Raw genomic sequence first — 15534 nt, forward strand, 5'->3', positions numbered from 1 at the left:
CGATCGGCAGGAGCGATCGGCGGGAGCGATCGGCGGGGACGCTCGCCCGCGCGACGCGCTCGGGGCGCCGGCGGGCTGGGGGTCAACGGCGGGGACTGCGGGGGATCATGGAACGTTCCTGGTCAGGCGGCTGTGCCCTTCTCCGCGGTGGACAGGAAGTCCTGGGCGATGAGGGGCAGGCGGCGGCGTGCGTGCACCACGGCGATGACGCGCCGCACGGCCGGTTCGAGTGAGCGCACCACCAGGCCCGCCCTGGCGGCCTGGTCGGCCATGCCGCGGTACCACAGCAGTGAGGCCTGGCCGGCGCGGACCGCGTTCAGCCAGCCGTTGCGCTCGTCGGTCTCGAGGACGACCACGGGGGTGACGGCGTACTTGCCGAACATGGCGTCGAGCTCTCTGCGCCGCGAGCTGCCGCGGGCGGGCAGCGCCAGGCGCATGCCGTGCAGCTTGCCCATGGGGACCGGGTTGGGCAGGTCGAGCCCGGGCGGGGAGATCAGCACGATCTCCTGGCGTTCGAGCGGGTGGGTGATGAGGTCGGTGGGCACGGGCAGATCGGTGAGCCCGAGGTCGGCCCGCTGATCCCGGATGGCGCTGACGACGCCGTCGCGGCCGTCGCAGCGCACGATGTGCACGCGCACCCCTGGGTGCTCGGCCGCGTAGGCAGGGAGCAGCCGCCCCGCGAGTCCGGGTTCGAGACTCGGGGTGGAGGCGATGCGCAGTTCGGCCTCCGTCACGCCGGCGTGGTTGGCCAGGCTCTCGATCTCGTGCACGGCGTCGAGCGCCTCCCTCGCCAGCTTGACCACGCGGCGGCCCTGGGCGGTGACCACCACACCGCGGCCGGAGCGGGCGAAGAGCGTCATGCCGAGCTCTCGCTCAAGATCGCGGATCGCGCGGGACAGCGCAGGCTGCGCGATGTAGAGCGACCTGGCCGCGTCGGTCATGGTGCGGTGCTCCGCAGTCGCGACCACATAGCGGAGCTGCTGGAGATTCATGCCAACGAAGCTAGGACACCGCCCTGCTCCGGGACCGGTAGATAGCGGAGATCACCTCGATTGATTTCGGAGCGTGACCGAGTACCGCTACATCCGTGACGGGTGATAAATCAGTATGCTTTTGCCCCAAATTTGGCAAAGATCCTTTGGGGTCTGCCGCAAAGCCGTGCATTGCAGACAAGCGGGTTAACGGGGAGACACGGTGACAGCAAACGGGCAATATCCACCTCCGCCACAAGGGCCCGGGCAGCCCCTGCGGCCCCCTTCGCGGCCCTGGCCGCCGCCGGGCTACCGGCAGCCGCAGCCGCAGGGCGGTCAGCCCTACCCGCAGGCGCCGCCGCCCCCGCCCCAGGGCCCTCCTCAGGGCCCTCCTCAGGGTGCGCCGCACGGCCCGCCGCCCGGCCATCATCCCTATCCGCCGCAGCACCCCCAGCCGCAGGGCTATCCGCCGCAGCCGCCGTCCCCGCAGGGCCCCCCTCAGGGGCCCCCGCAGCCGCCGCAGGGCCATCCGCCGCAGGGCCATCCGCCGCGCGGGCCGCAGTATCCGCCGCCGCAGTACGGGCAGCAGTACCAGCCGCCGCCCCCGCCGCCGCCGCCCATGCCGCCCATGCCCACGAGGCAGTGGCCGCAGCAGCCGAGGAAGAAGTCCGGCATGGGGGTCGCCGGCGTCCTCGGGGCCGTGTTCGGGTCGCTGGCGGCGCTGTTCGTGCTGATCGTCATCGGGGCGGCGCTGCTGAAGTCGTCCTCGCACCCGGACACGACCACGCCGGTCGCGCTCCCGTCGTACGAGCCGTCGCACACCGACGAGCCCTTCCCCAGCCACGAGCCGACGCACGACACCTCGTCGCAGGAGCCCACCCAGGAACAGACCCAGGAACCGACACAGGAGCCGACCCAGCAGCCGTCGCAGCAGCCCACCGAGCAGCCGACCCAGGAGACGGTGACGCCGCCCAAGCAGGTCACGCTCAACACCAGCCTGAAGAACAACATCCTCTACCGGGCGGGCAGCCTGCCCCGGGTGAACTGCCGGGCCGGGAACACCAACATCTTCAGCCACAGCCAGCTCAAGGCGCTGATCCTGAAGACCGGCCGGTGCATGGACAAGGCGTGGGGGCCGATCCTGCAGCGGCAGGGCATCGCGTTCAGCCCGCCGAACTACGCCGTCGCGGCCGGGCGCGGACGGGGCGCGTGCGGCGACTATCCGTCGGCCGGGAGCATGGTGCCGTACTACTGCCCGCGCAACAACACGATCTACGCCTCGACCTCGGCGATGTCCAGGGGCAACGGCAACGCCCGCGGCTACGGCCAGATCATCTCCTGGCACGGCGGCATCATCAGCATGATGGCCCACGAGTACGGCCACCACGTCCAGAACATCACCGGCGTGATGGACTCCTGGTGGCAGGGCACCGTCAACTCCTCCAGCCAGAGCGGCAAGCTGGCGCTGAGCAGGAAACTGGAGCTCCAGGCCACCTGTCTCGGCGGCATGTGGATGCGTTCGGTCGCCTCGTCCTATCCGGTCCCGTCCTCGCTGCGCTCGCGGCTGTTCTGGTTCTACGCGCAGGTGGGCGACTATCCCGGTTACCCGCGCGACCACGGCACGCCCGCCAACAACAACCGCTGGTTCCGGCAGGGGTGGGAGCGGGACAAGACGTACCAGTGCAACACGTGGCTGGCGCCGTCCTCGACGACCTCCTGAGCGACACGTGGCGTTCATCTCATGTTGAAGAGTTGTCTCTGATGTCCAGGTATGGGGGCTAGAATCACGGCAATCTTGTGCCCGACATGGGGCAAACGTCATTTTTGCCTGGTAGGCGTGTGAAGGAGCCGGTGTGAGCAAGCGCGATCGGGTGGACGCCGTGCCCGGAGGCGCCAAACGGCGGACTCCACGCCCGCGCAAGGACTCCTCCCCCGCGCCGCGCTTCGCCAAACCCCTGACGACCGCCTCCGTCATCGGCTGGACGGCTCTGTCCGCTCTCGTGCCCGGCGCCGCGCATCTGCGGGCCGGGCGCCGTCGTACCGGGCTGATCATGATCGGCGCGTACGCGGTGCTGCTGCTCGCGGCCCTGGCCTTCGGCCTGACCCGGGATCTGAGCAACCTGACGGGCCTGGCCGAGGACGGCGCCATGGTCACGGTGATCGTCATCGCGGCCGCGTGCGCGCTGGCCTGGTTCGCCGTGATCGCCGTCTCGTACGTGGCGCTGGGCCCCAACAGGCTGAACCAGCAGGGCCAGGTGGTGACCGGGATCGTCGTGGGCGTGCTGTGCGTGGCCGTCATGTCGCCGTTCGCGCTGACGGCCAACTACGTGCTGGCCGGGCGGAACGCCGTCAACGCGATCTTCCCCTCGCACCCGGACCCGGAGAACCCCGTCCAGATCAAGAACCCCGAGGACCCCTGGGACGGCAAGACCCGGGTGAACTTCCTGCTGGTCGGCGGGGACGCCGCGGGCAACCGCGTGGGCGTGCGCACCGACAGCATGACGGTGGCCAGCGTGGACACCAGGACCGGCAACACCGTGCTGTTCAGCCTGCCGCGCAACCTGCAGCACGTGCGCTTCCCGCCGTCCTCGCCGCTGCACAAGCACTTCCCCAACGGCTACATGGCCGAGCTGCCCAACGGCGGCCTGCTCAACGAGGTCTGGCAGTACGCCAACGACAACCCGCAGCTCATGGGCGGCAAGAACCGCGGCCCGCGGGCCCTCATGGACGCCATCGGCTACACCCTGAACCTCAGGATCGACTACTACGCCCTGATCAACATGTACGGCTTCGCCGCCCTGGTGGACGCCATCGGCGGCCTGAAGATCCGGGTCGAGGAGGACGTCAAGTGGGGCGGCCACTTCGGCACCGCGGGCACGATCAAGGCGGGCTACCGCAAGCTGACGGGCGAGCAGGCCCTGTGGTACGGCCGCTCCCGCGTCAACAGCGACGACTTCTCCCGCATGGGACGCCAGCGCTGCGTGATCGGCGCCTTCGCCCAGCAGGCCACGCCCGGCGTGATCCTGACGAACTTCACCAAGATCGCCGGGGCGGCCAAGCGGCTGGCCCAGACGAACATCCCGCGTCCGCTCGTCGCGCCGCTGGCGGACCTGGCCCTCAAGGTCAAGGACGCCAAGATCACCAGCCTGCAGTTCGTGCCGCCGGACTTCTACTCGGGCAGGCCCGACTGGGTCAAGATCCGCGCGGCCGCGAAGAAGGCGATCGCCGACTCCGACCGCTCCGCCCGCCAGGCCCAGACCGCCAACGTGACCGCGTCCCCCGGCTCCCCGACGGCCACGCCGTCGCGGACCCGTACGCAGGCCCAGGGGGGCACGCCGACCGAGACCCCGACCCGCAACAGCCAGCGGGGCGGCGCGAAGTCCCTGACGGAGCTGTGCGGCCTGTGACCGCCACCCCCGCCGGAGCCCGGCTCCGGCGGGAGCTCTGATCGGCGAAGGCCCGCGGCCTCAGGTCACTTCGTCAGGTGCCCGAGGATCCAGTCGGCGAGCGTGCCGGTGACCGTGCCGTGCTCGGAGTTGTCGGAGTCGCACTGGTAGTCGTCCAGCTCGCTGTGCTCCGGCGACAGGGCGGTGATGTCGGTGTAGAGGTCCACGGTCCAGTCCACGGGGTCGTACTGGAGCGCGACGGCGCTCACGGTGGGGACGAAGCAGGCCGACCGGAACCGGCCGGCGATCGGCGCGCCGAACGCGTCGGCGACCATGCCGTAGGAGGGCAGCGTACCGCCGGGCGCCCCGTCGAAGGCCGCGACGCCGCTGGTGCGGCTGGTGCCGGCCCACAGCGGGACGGCTCGCATGCCGCCCACCCGCTGGCGGGCGCCCCGGTCCGGCTGGGTGCGCACGGTGGCGCCGGCCAGCCCGTCCAGGGCGGTCCACTCGAAGGCCAGGGCGTCGGGCGGGACGTTGCGGCCGGTGCCGTCGGCGGCGCCGTTGGAGACGCCGAGCTTGCGCGGCCTGAGCGGGAACCAGCCGGCGGCGCGCAGGTCCTCGATGAACGCCAGGCGCAGCGGGCTGGCCGTGGCGACCGGCCCGGAGTAGCGCCCGTCCGGGACCCAGCCCCACAGGAGCTGCTGCGCGGCCGGGCTCCTGATCAGCGCGGCCTGGCCGGGCGCGGCCGGCGCCAGGGCCTCGGCGAAGTAGGCGAGCTGTTGCAGGACGAGCGGGATCCAGGCGCCGTTGTGCGGGGAGTCGTAGGACAGGTAGGTCATCGTCTGGTGGTCCTCGCGGCGGCGTTCCATCTCCGCCAGCGCGTACCGGGTGACCAGGCCGCCCGCGCCGAGGCCGCCGACGATCAGCGGCGTGGTGCCCAGCCGCTCGCGGATCGCGCGGCCCACGCACGTCGCCGCGACCCCGGCGTTGGCCTGGATGTGGGTGTGGCGGGCGGCGAAGCCGAGCAGCACGACGTCGATGCCCTGGGCGAGCAGCCGGCTGAGCAGCCGGTCGCCGTGCGGCGGGTACGGCGCGTCGAGCCGTCCCCACAGCCCGGCCAGGTCGCTGGGCCCGTGGCCGAACCCGTCGGCGAAGATCATGGGACGGACGAGCGCGTCGTGGCCCGCGGCGAGATGGACGGCGGCCGTCCCCGTGGCGAGCCGGCCCTGGTAGGGCCAGGCGGAGGTGAGCTCCCACCGCGCGTCGGGCGCGCGGCGCTCCCCGGAGCCGGCGGGGTCGTGCGCGAAGAACACCCCCGCGGGGAGCGCTGCGGCGACCTGTTGCGCGCGTCCGGCGGGCGCGGGCCCGGACTCCTGTGCCTGAATGCGCTCGACGTCGATCCTGGCCGCCCCTGGTGTCGCCATGACTGTCACCTTTTCTCGTGGGTTACCGGATGTGACCCCCGATTCGTGTGCCCGCCTTTCTGAATATCGTTCGATCTTTTTCCGGATTCGATGACGTCTCCAGCTCACCTCGCCCACGGCGACAAATCAACCCGCGCCGCCGACAATTCACCCTGACCACCGGTCAAGGCATTACACAGGACCGCCGCGAGCCATTTCCCTTTGTCACACGAGCGCGGTCTTTCGCGGCATCAGCGCCAGGGCGCCCAGGTAGAGCAGGGCGGCCACGATGAGCAGGCCCTTGTAGCCGATCACCAGCGCCAGGTATTCCAGGCAGCCGCCGACCATCGCGCCGAGCAGGTTCGCGCCGAAGGACGTGGTCGCGTCGGCGGTGTCGGAGAAACGTTTGGCGAAGACCACGTTCGCGGCGAAGATCGGCAGGAACGCCACCGTCACGGCCGCCACGGCGCGCAGCGGCACCGGCAGCGACAACAGCCACGCGTTGGGCACCAGCCAGGCCAGCAGCAGGCCGGCCAGCAGCACGGCGTACATGACGGGCAGCGGCGGGGTGCGGAAGCGGCGGGTCACCTCGACGGCGGCGAGCACGGCGACCAGCACCCCGGCGAAGACGATCGCGTTGACCACCCAGGTGGTGCCGAACAGCAGCGCGAAGCCCGTCACGCTCTTGGTCTCCAGCAGCATGAACGCCACCCCGAGCAGGAACAGGTCGGCGTAGGGCTTCATGCGCCCGTAGGGGCCCGCCACCACGCGGACGGCCAGCAGGCTGACGATGAGGATCAGGCCGAGGGTGATGATGTAGATCGGCGGGATCGTCCGGTCCTTCAGGTAGAGGAAGGGGCGGTCGTCGTCGGCGGGGGCCGGGGTGCCGGCGGCGGCGCCGGGCCACTGGCTCGCGCAGCGCTGGTCGGCGGCGGTCAGGCCGGCGGTGATGACGGCCTGCTGGCCCGCGGTGCTGACCACGTCGACGCACGGCTTGTGGCCGAAGGCGGTCTGCATGGTCGAGGCCAGGCGGTCGACCAGCCAGCTCTCGCGGTAGTAGTTGTACATCGAGAACGTGCCGCCCGGCCGCAGGTGGGCGCGGGCGGCCCGCATGGCCTCGGCGGTGAACAGGTAGCTCTCCAGGCGCAGCGAGCTGGCCCCGGACACGAGGGTGAGCGAGTCGGGCAGGGCGAACAGGATCAGGTCGTAGCGGTCGCCGCTGCGTTCCAGGAAGGCGCGGCCGTCGGTGATGTGGGTGGTGACGCGCGGGTCGGCGTAGGGCTTGTCGGGGTGCAGGCTGCCGCCCAGCTCGCGCAGCTTGGGGTCGATCTCGACGGCGTCGACGTGCTGGGCGCCCTTGGACAGCGCGATGGCCACGTCGGTGCCGCTGCCCGCGCCGACGATCAGCACGTCCTTGGGCGGCCTGGTGGTGCGCTCGTAGGGCAGCCCGTACTGGCGTTCCCACTGCAGACGGGCGTAGGCGGGCACGGCCTGCTGGTGCGGGATGCCGTTGACGGAGATGTCGGTGACCGGCACGCCGAGCATCTGCATCGCCTTGTAGGTCACCTTGTAGTACGGCGACCACAGCGCCCCGGCCGTCAGCGTCTCCGACAGCAGCAGGCCGGCGACCAGGAGCGAGGGCAGGACCACCAGGCCCAGGTAGAGCGAGCGGGGCCGGGGCGCCAGGAGCAGGCCGTAGCACAGGGCCGCGACGACGCCCCAGAACACCGGCGGCGCCGACAGGAACGACAGCGCCGTGAACGCGGCGATGCCGCTGAGGCTGCCGATCAGGTCGTAGCGGTAGGCCTCCAGGCGCGGCAGCTCGGGGAAGCAGCGCCCGACCAGTTCGGCGGGCCCCATGAGCACCGCCGCCGCGGCGATGAAGATCACCGGCAGGATCAGCCAGGCGGGCGGCCCGACGGTTCCGAGGCTCGTCCAGTACAGGACGCCCTCGGTGTTGCGGTCGACCGTCACCGGGAAGGCCAGCACGAGGGCCACCAGGACGAGCAGGACGACCGGCGAGTAATAGGGCTGGCGGCGCGAGCGCCCCACGCGCAGAAATCCGAGCCCGATTCCAAGAAAAGAACCGAGCAGGACAAAATTGGTGAAATAGCTCAGATGAACGATGTTCGAGCCTGTCCATCTGATGAGCGCCAGCTCGAGGAAGAGCATGAAGGCACTGGCGAGGACGAGCCTCGGCCGGACCGGCAGCCAGTGTTGTCTTTCCCCGTCGGAAACCGGCGTCTGCGCCTGGAGCGTCATGATGCATCACCGTAGTGAACAGACCGAAGACAAGGAAGCCTGACGCCCCGGAAACAATTATGGTCCGCTTCGCCACTTATGCGGTGTTTTCGCAGGTCACAACCACCGTAAGGGGCTGGACGCGCCTTGACGGATGCAGGAATGTTGGGTCGTTCGTTTGCCCCCATTACGTTCGGTGGTGACTCATGCGGGTCCTGATCCAGCTCCGTCCCTCCCCCGATCTGGTCGCGGCCGTCGCCGATCCCGGCCAGACCGCCACCACGGCCGACGTCGCCGACGGCCTGCCCGGCGTCGAACTCGACACGGGCTTCACACCGGTCGCCGTGCCGAGGCCGGTCCCCGCGGCCGGCGGCGATCCCCTCTCCCTCCACCAGCCCCTCGACTTCTCGCTGGCCGCCGAGGACGCCTCCGTGCTGGTCCGCGGCACGATCTCCGACGACGAGCTGACCTCGCGGGTCACGCTGCTGCCCACGCTGCGCCCCGACGTCGTCGGGGTGTTCGCCGACCCGGTGATCGAGTCCAGCCTGACCTGCGGCGGCGATCCGCCCGTGGGCGACTGGCACGACGTCGAACGCCTGCTCAATGTGGCCGGGCTGCACGCCGAGGGGCTCGACGGCGCCGGGGTGGCGCTGGCCGTCCTGGACACCGGCGTCAACGCCGCGCACGTGGCCCGCCAGCTCGGCCGCGGCGTCACGCTGGACGCCGAGCGGAGCTGGAACCCCTCCGGCGTCACCGGCCGGGCCGGCCAGTTCGAGGTCGACCACGGCACGATGTGCGCCTTCGACGCGCTCATCGCCGCGCCGCAGGCGTCCCTGATCGACGTGCCGCTGCTGCGGTCGGCCCGGCCGGGCGGCTCGGCGCTCGACGGCCTGCTGTCGGACGCGGTGGCCGCCTTCACCCATCTGCGCACGGTGCTGGAGGCCCAGCCCGCGGCGTCCAGGTCGCTGGTGGTGAGCAACTCGTGGGGGTCGTTCTCCCCCGAGTGGGACTTCCCCGTCGGGCATCCGGGCAACTACTCCGACAACGCCGCCCACCCGTTCAACCTGGTCGTGGCCAGTCTCGACCGGGCGGGCGCGGACGTGCTGTTCGCGGCGGGCAACTGCGGCAGGCAGTGCCCCGACGGCCGGTGCGCCTTCCCCAACCGGCCCATCGGGGGCGCCAACTCCCATCCCAAGGCGTTGTCGATCGGCGGGGTCGACGTCAACGGCGAGCGGGTGGGCTACTCCTCGCAGGGGCCGGGACGGCTGACCGCGCGCAAGCCCGACGTGTGCGCGTACACGCACTTCTCGGGGTCGCGGGCGTTCGGCGACGGCGAGCCGGACACGGGCACCTCGGCGGCGACGCCGGTGGCCGCCGGGCTGGTGGCCGCGGTGCGCACCCGGTGGCCGGCCGCCAAGCTGTCGCCGGCGCAGCTGCGGGCGCTGCTGCGGCGCACCGCCGAGGACCGCAGCGAGGTGGGTTTCGACTACGACTACGGCTACGGAACGGTCGATCCGGCGGGCATTCTGGCCGCGCTGCACCGGCGGGCCAAGGCCGCGGCCTGAGCACGGTCCTGCCCACTCCCCTGGGCACGGGCGGGCGGGCCGTCCCGGAGCGGCCCGCTCACGCGGTCTCCCGGTTGAACACGCGGGCCCCGACGGTCAGGCCGACCACGGCGAGCCCGGCCGTGACGGCCACGCCGAGCCCGACCGTGCCGGTGGCGTAGTGGCCGGCGAACAGGTCGCGCAGCGCCTCCAGGACGTACCTGAAGGGGCTGAGGCGCGACAGCGCGTCCAGCCAGCCGGGCGCCATCGACATCGGCAGGAACGCGCCCGACAGCAGCACCAGCGGGATGACCGCCGTCGACATCACCGGCGCGAACAGCTGCTCGCCGATGGTCAGCGCGACGGCGTACGACAGGGCGGCCAGGCTCGCCCCCAGCACCACGACCAGCACGAACCCGGCCGCGAGCCCGGCCACCGGCACCCGCATCCCGAAGGCGAACCCGGCGGCCAGCACCATCGTCGTCTGGACGGCCATCGTCACGACGTTGTCGAGCACCCGTCCGAGCAGCAGGGCCAGGCGGCTGGCCGGGGTGACGCGCAGCCGTTCCAGCACGCCGAAGCGCTTGTCGAAGACCACCCCGAACCCGGCCAGCCCCATGCTCATCAGGCCGAGTTGGACGATCAGCCCCGGCACCAGCACCTCCCAGGTGCCGAACGTGGCGAAGATCGGCCCGAACAGCACCAGGAACAGCAGCGGCTGGACGGCGCCGAAGACGATGCCGAGCTTCTGGCGCAGCGTGGCGCGCAGGGAGTGGCGGAACAGCACCCAGGTGTCGCGCAGCATCAGACCCCCGCCTCCTCGCGCAGCGACCGGCCGGTGATGTCGAGGAACGCCTCGTCGAGGGTGCGTCCCGCCTTGAGCTCGGCCGGGGTGCCCGCGGCGGCGATCCGGCCGTCGTCGATGATCAGGAGCCGGTCGCAGAGCGCGTCGGCCTCGTCCAGGTAGTGGGTGGTCAGGAAGATCGTCACGCCGTGCTCCTCGCGCAGGGAGCGGACGTGCTCCCACAGGTTGGCGCGGCTCTGGGGGTCCAGGCCGGTGGTCGGCTCGTCCAGGAAGAGCAGACGGGGGTCGTGCAGCAGGGCGAAGGCGATGTCGAAGCGGCGTCGCTGCCCGCCCGACAGCGCGGCGCCCACGCGCTCCTCCAGGCCGGACAGGCCGAGCCGGGCCAGCACGTCGCGGTACCGGGTCCTGGCCGCGGCCCTGGTCAGGCCGTACAGCATGCCCTGGAGCTCCAGTTGCTCGGCGAGCGGGGCCATGACGTTGACGCCGCCGCCCTGCGAGACGTAGCCGATGCGGCGGCGCACCTCGCGCGGGTCGCCCAGCAGGTCGCGGCCCGCCACGGTGGCGGTGCCCGAGGTGGGGCGGAGCAGGGTCGTCAGCATGCGCATGGTCGTGGTCTTGCCGGCGCCGTTGGGCCCGAGGAAGCCGACGATCTCGCCGGCCGCCACCGAGATGTCGACGCCTTTGACGGCCTCCACGCCGCCTTCGAAGGTCTTGGTCAGACCTGTGGTTCTCAACATGTGATCGCCTCCAAAATTAGAGTAGCCGCAATTTTGGAGTCACTGCAAGTTGGGTATCATGACGGCATGGAAGAGGGGCTGCGGGAGCGCAAGAAGCGGGAGACCAGGCAGCGCATCGCGGACGTGGCGATGGGCCTGTTCATGACGCGCGGGTTCGACCCCGTGACGGTGGCCGAGATCGCCCGCACCGCGGACGTGTCCGTCAACACGGTGTTCAACTACTTCCCGACCAAGGAAGACCTGTTCGCCGACCGGCAGGAGCTGGTGACCGACCTGCCGCAGCAGGTGGTGCGCGGGCGGCGGCCCGGCGAGAGCGTGGCGCGGGCCTTCCGGCGCGACTTCCTGGAGGCCCTCGACTCACGCCACTGGCGCTACGGCCTCAACGAGGGCGGCGACGTGTTCGCCCGCATCGTCAACGGCAGCCCGTCGCTGGTGGCCAAGGTGCGCGAGCTGCACGTCGCGCGGGAGCGGGCGCTGGCCCGGGCCCTGGCCGACGAGCTCGACGCCGACCCCGACGACCTGACCCCGCAGATGGTGGCCACCCAGATCCTCGGCACGACCAGGATCCTCACCACTCACGCGGTGACCCGGATGCTGGCCGGCGAGAGCTGGGAGACGATCGCGCCCGACCTGCGGGCCCAGGCCACGGCGGCCTTCGACCTGCTGGAGTCGGGCATCGGCGACTACTGCGTGCGGCCCTCAGTTGGAGAAGACGGCCGACAGGATGCCGGCCCCGAGCCCGAGGACCATGAACACGGCCCCGAGGATTAGCAGGATGCTGGCGATCATGCCGCAGATGCGGCCGGCCTGCACCGCGCCGCGGTTGTCGTAGGCGTAGCCGCTGGCGTCGATCTCCTTGAGCGCCTTGTTGCCCATCGACCAGGCGAACGGGCCGAGGATGCCGCAGACCACCAGGCTGAGGATGCCGAGCACCAGGATCGTGGTGCCGTTGGGGTGGCTCTGGGGCGGCGGCCCGTAATAGGACGGACCGTAGTTCGGATACGACATGCCCCTTGTGCCCCCTTGCCCCGGTGACTGTCAGGTGCGATTTATACCACAGGCACCTCCTTGATCATGTTGCTGCATCATGGAACGGCACATGACCGATCTTTAGGAGCTTGCCCCCGTGCGTGAACGCGTCCGCGCCTTCCTCGCCGACCGGCGTTTCCAGCGCTTCGTCGTCGGCGTCATCCTGGTCAACGCGGCCACTCTCGGCCTGGAGACCGTTCCCGCCGTCGTCGGGGAGTTCGGCCACCTGCTGGTCGTGATCGACCACGCCGCCCTCTACATCTTCGTGGCCGAGCTGCTGGCCAAGCTCTACGTCGAGCGTTCGGCGTTCGTGCGCGACCCGTGGAACCTGTTCGACACCCTGATCGTGGGCATCGCCCTGGTCCCGGCGACCGGCGGGCTGTCGGTCCTGCGTTCGCTGCGCATCCTGCGGGCCCTGCGGCTGCTGTCGGTGGTGCCGAGCCTGCGCCGGGTGGTCTCGGCGCTGCTGCGCGCCCTGCCCGGGATGAGCTCGATCGTGCTGCTGCTCTCCCTGGTCCTGTACGTCGCCGCCGTCATGGCCACCAAGCTGTACGGCGGCGACTCCCCCGAGCGCTTCGGCAGCCTGCCGACCTCGCTGTTCACCCTCTACCAGACGATGACCGGGGACGACTGGGGCAACATCGCCCGCGAGGTGATGGGCGCCCACCCCACGGCCTGGATCTTCTTCACCATCTTCATCCTGGTCTGCACGTTCGTCGTGCTGAACCTGTTCATGGCGGTCGTGGTCAGCGCCATGGACGAGGAGTCGGCCGAGGAGCGCGCCGCGCTGGAGCAGGACAACACCCTGCACACCCAGCGCATCCTGGAGGAGCTGGCCGCGCTGCGCCGCGAGGTCGCCGAGCTACGCCGGCAGGACGTCGCCGGCTGAGCGCACCTGGCCGGAATGCTCGGAGCCGGTCCGGCCCGGCCGGTAGACCAGCCGCCACAGGGCCACGGCCAGCAGCAGCGTGACCGAGACGCACCCGGGGACGAGCCCCGAGAGCGCGGCGACCCCCAGCGGCGCGAGGGCGGTGGGCGCCGCCCACCCCCAGATCCGGCGCCATCCGGCGCGCAGGGCCACGCCGAGCACGGCCGAGGCGGCGAAGTACAGCGCCAGCCCGCCGCCCAGCACCCAGCCGGCGCCGTGGTGCAGGGACTGCGCCGGCTGGGCGGCGACGACGCCGAGCCCGGCCGCCGTGGCCGTCACCCCGGCGGTCATGGCGAAGTGCGCGGGCAGCGCGACGTACGGCGGCAGGCCGCGCTCGGCGGCCCCCGGCACGGTGGTCAGGCCGTACTGGAAGGTCAGCCACCACAGGGCGACGATCAGCCCGAAGCCGGCCGCGGCGGCGACGGCGAGCTCCGGCCCCCACGAGTGGCCCGAGGCCGAGACGACGACCTGCATGACCGCCTCGCCCAGCACGATGATCACGAACAGGCCGAGCCGCTCCCCCAGGTGGGCCGGGTCGAGCACGGCGGCGGCGGGCCTGGGCAGCGGGCGGGCCGGGCGGCCGGCCCTGACCCGGCGCTCCTCGCGCTCCGCCAGCCGGTGCGCCTGACCGCGCATCTCGGCCAGGAAACGCTCGGGCCGGCGGCTGTTGACGACGGAGAAGACCACGTCGAGCAGGATGCCGAGGGCCCACAGGCCGTAGCGCGTCGAGCCGTCCGCCCAGATGGAGGCGACCCAGGGGAACAGCCCGGCGCCGAGCTGGGCCGCCGGCCAGGCCGTCATGATCGTGCCGGCGTGCTGCCCACCCGCGTCTTGCCGGCCCGGACGTTGGAGTAGAGCGTCAAGGACGTCCAGACGCTCCACACCGCGTAGTAGAGCACCACGAACAGGACGACGTTCGTCCAGGTCGGATGCTGGAGCCGATGGGCGAGCTGGGCGACCGCCACGACGACGACCAGGTCGAAGAACAGCTCAAGCCAGCTCGCGTGGCGCTCTCCCGCTTCAGTCACGGCTAACGAGAATAGAACTCCACCACGAGCTGCTCGTCCACGGGGACCGCGATCTGCTCGCGCTCGGGCCGGTGCAGGAGGGTGACGCGCAGCTCGGCGTGGTCGACCGACAGGTAGGGGGCGACGCGCTCGTCGGCGTGCACGCCCTCGGCGGCGGCCACGAAGGGCTGCATCCGGCGCGAGCGCTCCCGCACGGTGATGACCTGGCCGGGTTTGACCAGGTAGCTGGGGATGTCCACCTTGCGGCCGTCCACGGCGATGTGGCCGTGGTTGACGTACTGGCGGGCGGCGTAGATCGACGGGGCCAGGCCGGCCCGCAGCACCAGGGAGGCCAGGCGGGTCTCCAGGATGGCGACCAGCTCGGCGCCCGAGGCGCCCGGCTTGCGCACCGCCAGGTCCCAGTAGCGGCGCAGCTGCCGCTCCGACACGTCGTAGTACCAGCGCAGCTTCTGCTTCTCCATCAGCCACAGCCCGTAGTCGCCGGTGGTGCGGCGGTTGGTCTTGCGGCCGTGCTCGCCCGGCGGGTAGGGGCGCTGCTCGAAGTAGCGGACGGCTTTCCTGGTCAGCGGGACGCCCGCGCGACGCGACAGTCGCACCTTCGGGCCGGTGTAGCGCACGTTCACCTCGATATGGTTAGGTAATCCTTACTTAGGTAAGGCTAACCTACCAGTGGATGTGATCTCAATGTTGCCCCTCGCCGAGCGGATCCGTACTCTCGCCTCGATCTCGACGCCGGCCAAGCTCACGGTGAACGGCGCCTGCTCCCCCGTCCGGGGCGGCGTGGACGAGAGCGGCCGCCCGGTGCTGCTGGTCCGGCCCGGCGAACCGCTGCACGGGTTGCGCGAGGACGCCGTGGTCGCGGTGAACCTGACGGCCATGCGGCAGCTCGGCACGGTGACACACCCGCGGGCGATGATCGAGGTGCACGGATGGGCGGAGGCCGTGCCGGAGTCGCAGGCCCGCTCCGCGGCGGTGGCGGTGGCCGCGCACAGCGCCGACGAGGGCCTGTTCGACGCCCTGGAGCGGTACGGCCGTCCCGACGCCCCGCGCCTGCTGCGCCTGGACGTGGCCCAGGTCGTCTACCTGACCGGCCAGGAGTCCGGCGTGCTGGACGCCGACGACTACCTCGGCGCGACCCCCGACCCGCTCACCGAGACGGCCGAACGGGTGATCGCGCACGTCAACGACTCCCACCGGCCGCAGCTCACCGCGGGCGTGGCCAGACAGCTCGGCGAGGAGCCCGGCGAGGTGTGGTTGTGGGAGCTCGACCGGTACGGCGCCACCGTGCGCGTGGACGAGTCGCTGGTGCGCTTCCCGTGGCCGGTCCCCGCCCGGTCCGGGCCGTGCCTGGAGACGGCGCTGCGCGGGCTGCTGTGCGGCTGTTGATCACGATTGACGCTGGATTTTCCCGCCGGACGTCCGCCACGGGCCGACCCATGCCCGCACGTCACTACCATCGGGG

General features: G+C 71.5%; 16 protein-coding genes. 6 read left to right on the forward strand and 10 right to left on the reverse strand.

Features of this window, described 5'->3' with window-relative positions:
- Positions 1-122: 122 nt before the first annotated feature.
- Positions 123-992, reverse strand: a complete 870-nt coding sequence (locus tag ACFYUV_RS18160; protein ID WP_387669748.1) for a LysR family transcriptional regulator — start codon at positions 990-992, stop codon at positions 123-125.
- Between the two features lie 477 nt (positions 993-1469).
- Positions 1470-1646, reverse strand: coding sequence for a hypothetical protein (locus ACFYUV_RS18165; protein WP_387669750.1), 177 nt, complete (start codon positions 1644-1646; stop codon positions 1470-1472).
- Here ACFYUV_RS18165 and ACFYUV_RS18170 point away from each other — a divergent pair.
- Together ACFYUV_RS18170 and ACFYUV_RS18175 are read left to right on the forward strand one after the other, a co-directional pair.
- Positions 1645-2691 (forward strand): neutral zinc metallopeptidase, encoded by a 1047-nt coding sequence (locus ACFYUV_RS18170; protein WP_387669751.1) that lies wholly within the window; start codon positions 1645-1647, stop codon positions 2689-2691. The two genes, ACFYUV_RS18165 and ACFYUV_RS18170, sit on opposite strands and share 2 nt — an antisense overlap.
- A gap of 133 nt (positions 2692-2824) precedes the next feature.
- Positions 2825-4378, forward strand: coding sequence for an LCP family protein (locus ACFYUV_RS18175; RefSeq protein ID WP_387669753.1), 1554 nt, complete (start codon positions 2825-2827; stop codon positions 4376-4378).
- Positions 4379-4443: 65 nt separating this feature from the next.
- Here ACFYUV_RS18175 and ACFYUV_RS18180 read toward each other — a convergent pair whose 3' ends face one another.
- Both ACFYUV_RS18180 and ACFYUV_RS18185 read right to left on the reverse strand, forming a co-directional pair.
- Positions 4444-5781 (reverse strand): hypothetical protein, encoded by a 1338-nt coding sequence (locus tag ACFYUV_RS18180; RefSeq protein ID WP_387669755.1) that lies wholly within the window; start codon positions 5779-5781, stop codon positions 4444-4446.
- Between the two features lie 204 nt (positions 5782-5985).
- A complete protein-coding gene (locus ACFYUV_RS18185) occupies positions 5986-7812 on the reverse strand; it encodes a spermidine synthase (protein WP_387669757.1) in 1827 nt (608 codons plus the stop codon).
- A 395-nt stretch (positions 7813-8207) separates the two neighbouring features.
- On the opposite strand from ACFYUV_RS18185, the gene ACFYUV_RS18190 reads away from it, so the two are divergent.
- Entirely contained in the window at positions 8208-9566 is a 1359-nt protein-coding gene (locus ACFYUV_RS18190) for a S8 family serine peptidase (protein ID WP_387669759.1), read from the forward strand.
- Between the two features lie 58 nt (positions 9567-9624).
- Here the strand turns inward: ACFYUV_RS18190 and ACFYUV_RS18195 are convergent, their stop codons facing one another.
- Positions 9625-10350: an ABC transporter permease gene (locus ACFYUV_RS18195; RefSeq protein ID WP_358292861.1), complete on the reverse strand. Its 726-nt coding sequence runs from the start codon at positions 10348-10350 to the stop codon at positions 9625-9627.
- A complete protein-coding gene (locus ACFYUV_RS18200) occupies positions 10350-11087 on the reverse strand; it encodes an ABC transporter ATP-binding protein (RefSeq protein WP_387669761.1) in 738 nt (245 codons plus the stop codon). The genes ACFYUV_RS18195 and ACFYUV_RS18200 overlap by 1 nt, the downstream gene beginning before the upstream one ends.
- Positions 11088-11153: 66 nt before the next feature.
- On the opposite strand from ACFYUV_RS18200, the gene ACFYUV_RS18205 reads away from it, so the two are divergent.
- The gene (locus ACFYUV_RS18205) at positions 11154-11858 is read left to right on the forward strand and encodes a TetR/AcrR family transcriptional regulator (RefSeq protein WP_387669763.1); all 705 of its coding nucleotides are present in this window, start codon (positions 11154-11156) and stop codon (positions 11856-11858) included.
- Here the strand turns inward: ACFYUV_RS18205 and ACFYUV_RS18210 are convergent.
- On the reverse strand, positions 11787-12095 hold the full coding sequence (locus tag ACFYUV_RS18210) for a DUF4190 domain-containing protein (protein ID WP_387669764.1): 309 nt from the start codon (positions 12093-12095) through the stop codon (positions 11787-11789). The genes ACFYUV_RS18205 and ACFYUV_RS18210 overlap by 72 nt on opposite strands.
- A gap of 118 nt (positions 12096-12213) precedes the next feature.
- Here ACFYUV_RS18210 and ACFYUV_RS18215 point away from each other — a divergent pair, with 118 nt between their 5' ends.
- The gene (locus ACFYUV_RS18215; RefSeq protein WP_387669765.1) at positions 12214-13005 is read left to right on the forward strand and encodes an ion transporter; all 792 of its coding nucleotides are present in this window, start codon (positions 12214-12216) and stop codon (positions 13003-13005) included.
- Here the strand turns inward: ACFYUV_RS18215 and ACFYUV_RS18220 are convergent.
- Genes ACFYUV_RS18220 through rpsD form a run of 3 tightly spaced genes read right to left on the reverse strand, consistent with a single transcriptional unit; the run spans position 12979 to position 14689 of the window.
- Positions 12979-13845 (reverse strand): low temperature requirement protein A, encoded by an 867-nt coding sequence (locus ACFYUV_RS18220; RefSeq protein WP_387669766.1) that lies wholly within the window; start codon positions 13843-13845, stop codon positions 12979-12981. The two genes, ACFYUV_RS18215 and ACFYUV_RS18220, sit on opposite strands and share 27 nt — an antisense overlap.
- A complete protein-coding gene (locus ACFYUV_RS18225) occupies positions 13842-14072 on the reverse strand; it encodes a low temperature requirement protein A (protein ID WP_387669767.1) in 231 nt (76 codons plus the stop codon). The genes ACFYUV_RS18220 and ACFYUV_RS18225 overlap by 4 nt, the downstream gene beginning before the upstream one ends.
- 2 nt (positions 14073-14074) lie before the next feature.
- Positions 14075-14689 carry a 30S ribosomal protein S4 gene (gene rpsD, locus ACFYUV_RS18230; protein WP_387670371.1) on the reverse strand — a complete coding sequence of 205 codons (615 nt, stop codon included), beginning with the start codon at positions 14687-14689 and terminating at the stop codon, positions 14075-14077.
- 67 nt (positions 14690-14756) lie between these two features.
- Here rpsD and ACFYUV_RS18235 point away from each other — a divergent pair, with 67 nt between their 5' ends.
- Entirely contained in the window at positions 14757-15458 is a 702-nt protein-coding gene (locus tag ACFYUV_RS18235) for a DUF2470 domain-containing protein (protein WP_387670373.1), read from the forward strand.
- Positions 15459-15534 lie beyond the last annotated feature (76 nt).

The organism is Nonomuraea sp. NPDC003560 (assembly GCF_042878785.1).
Taxonomy (GTDB): Bacteria; Actinomycetota; Actinomycetes; order Streptosporangiales; family Streptosporangiaceae; genus Nonomuraea.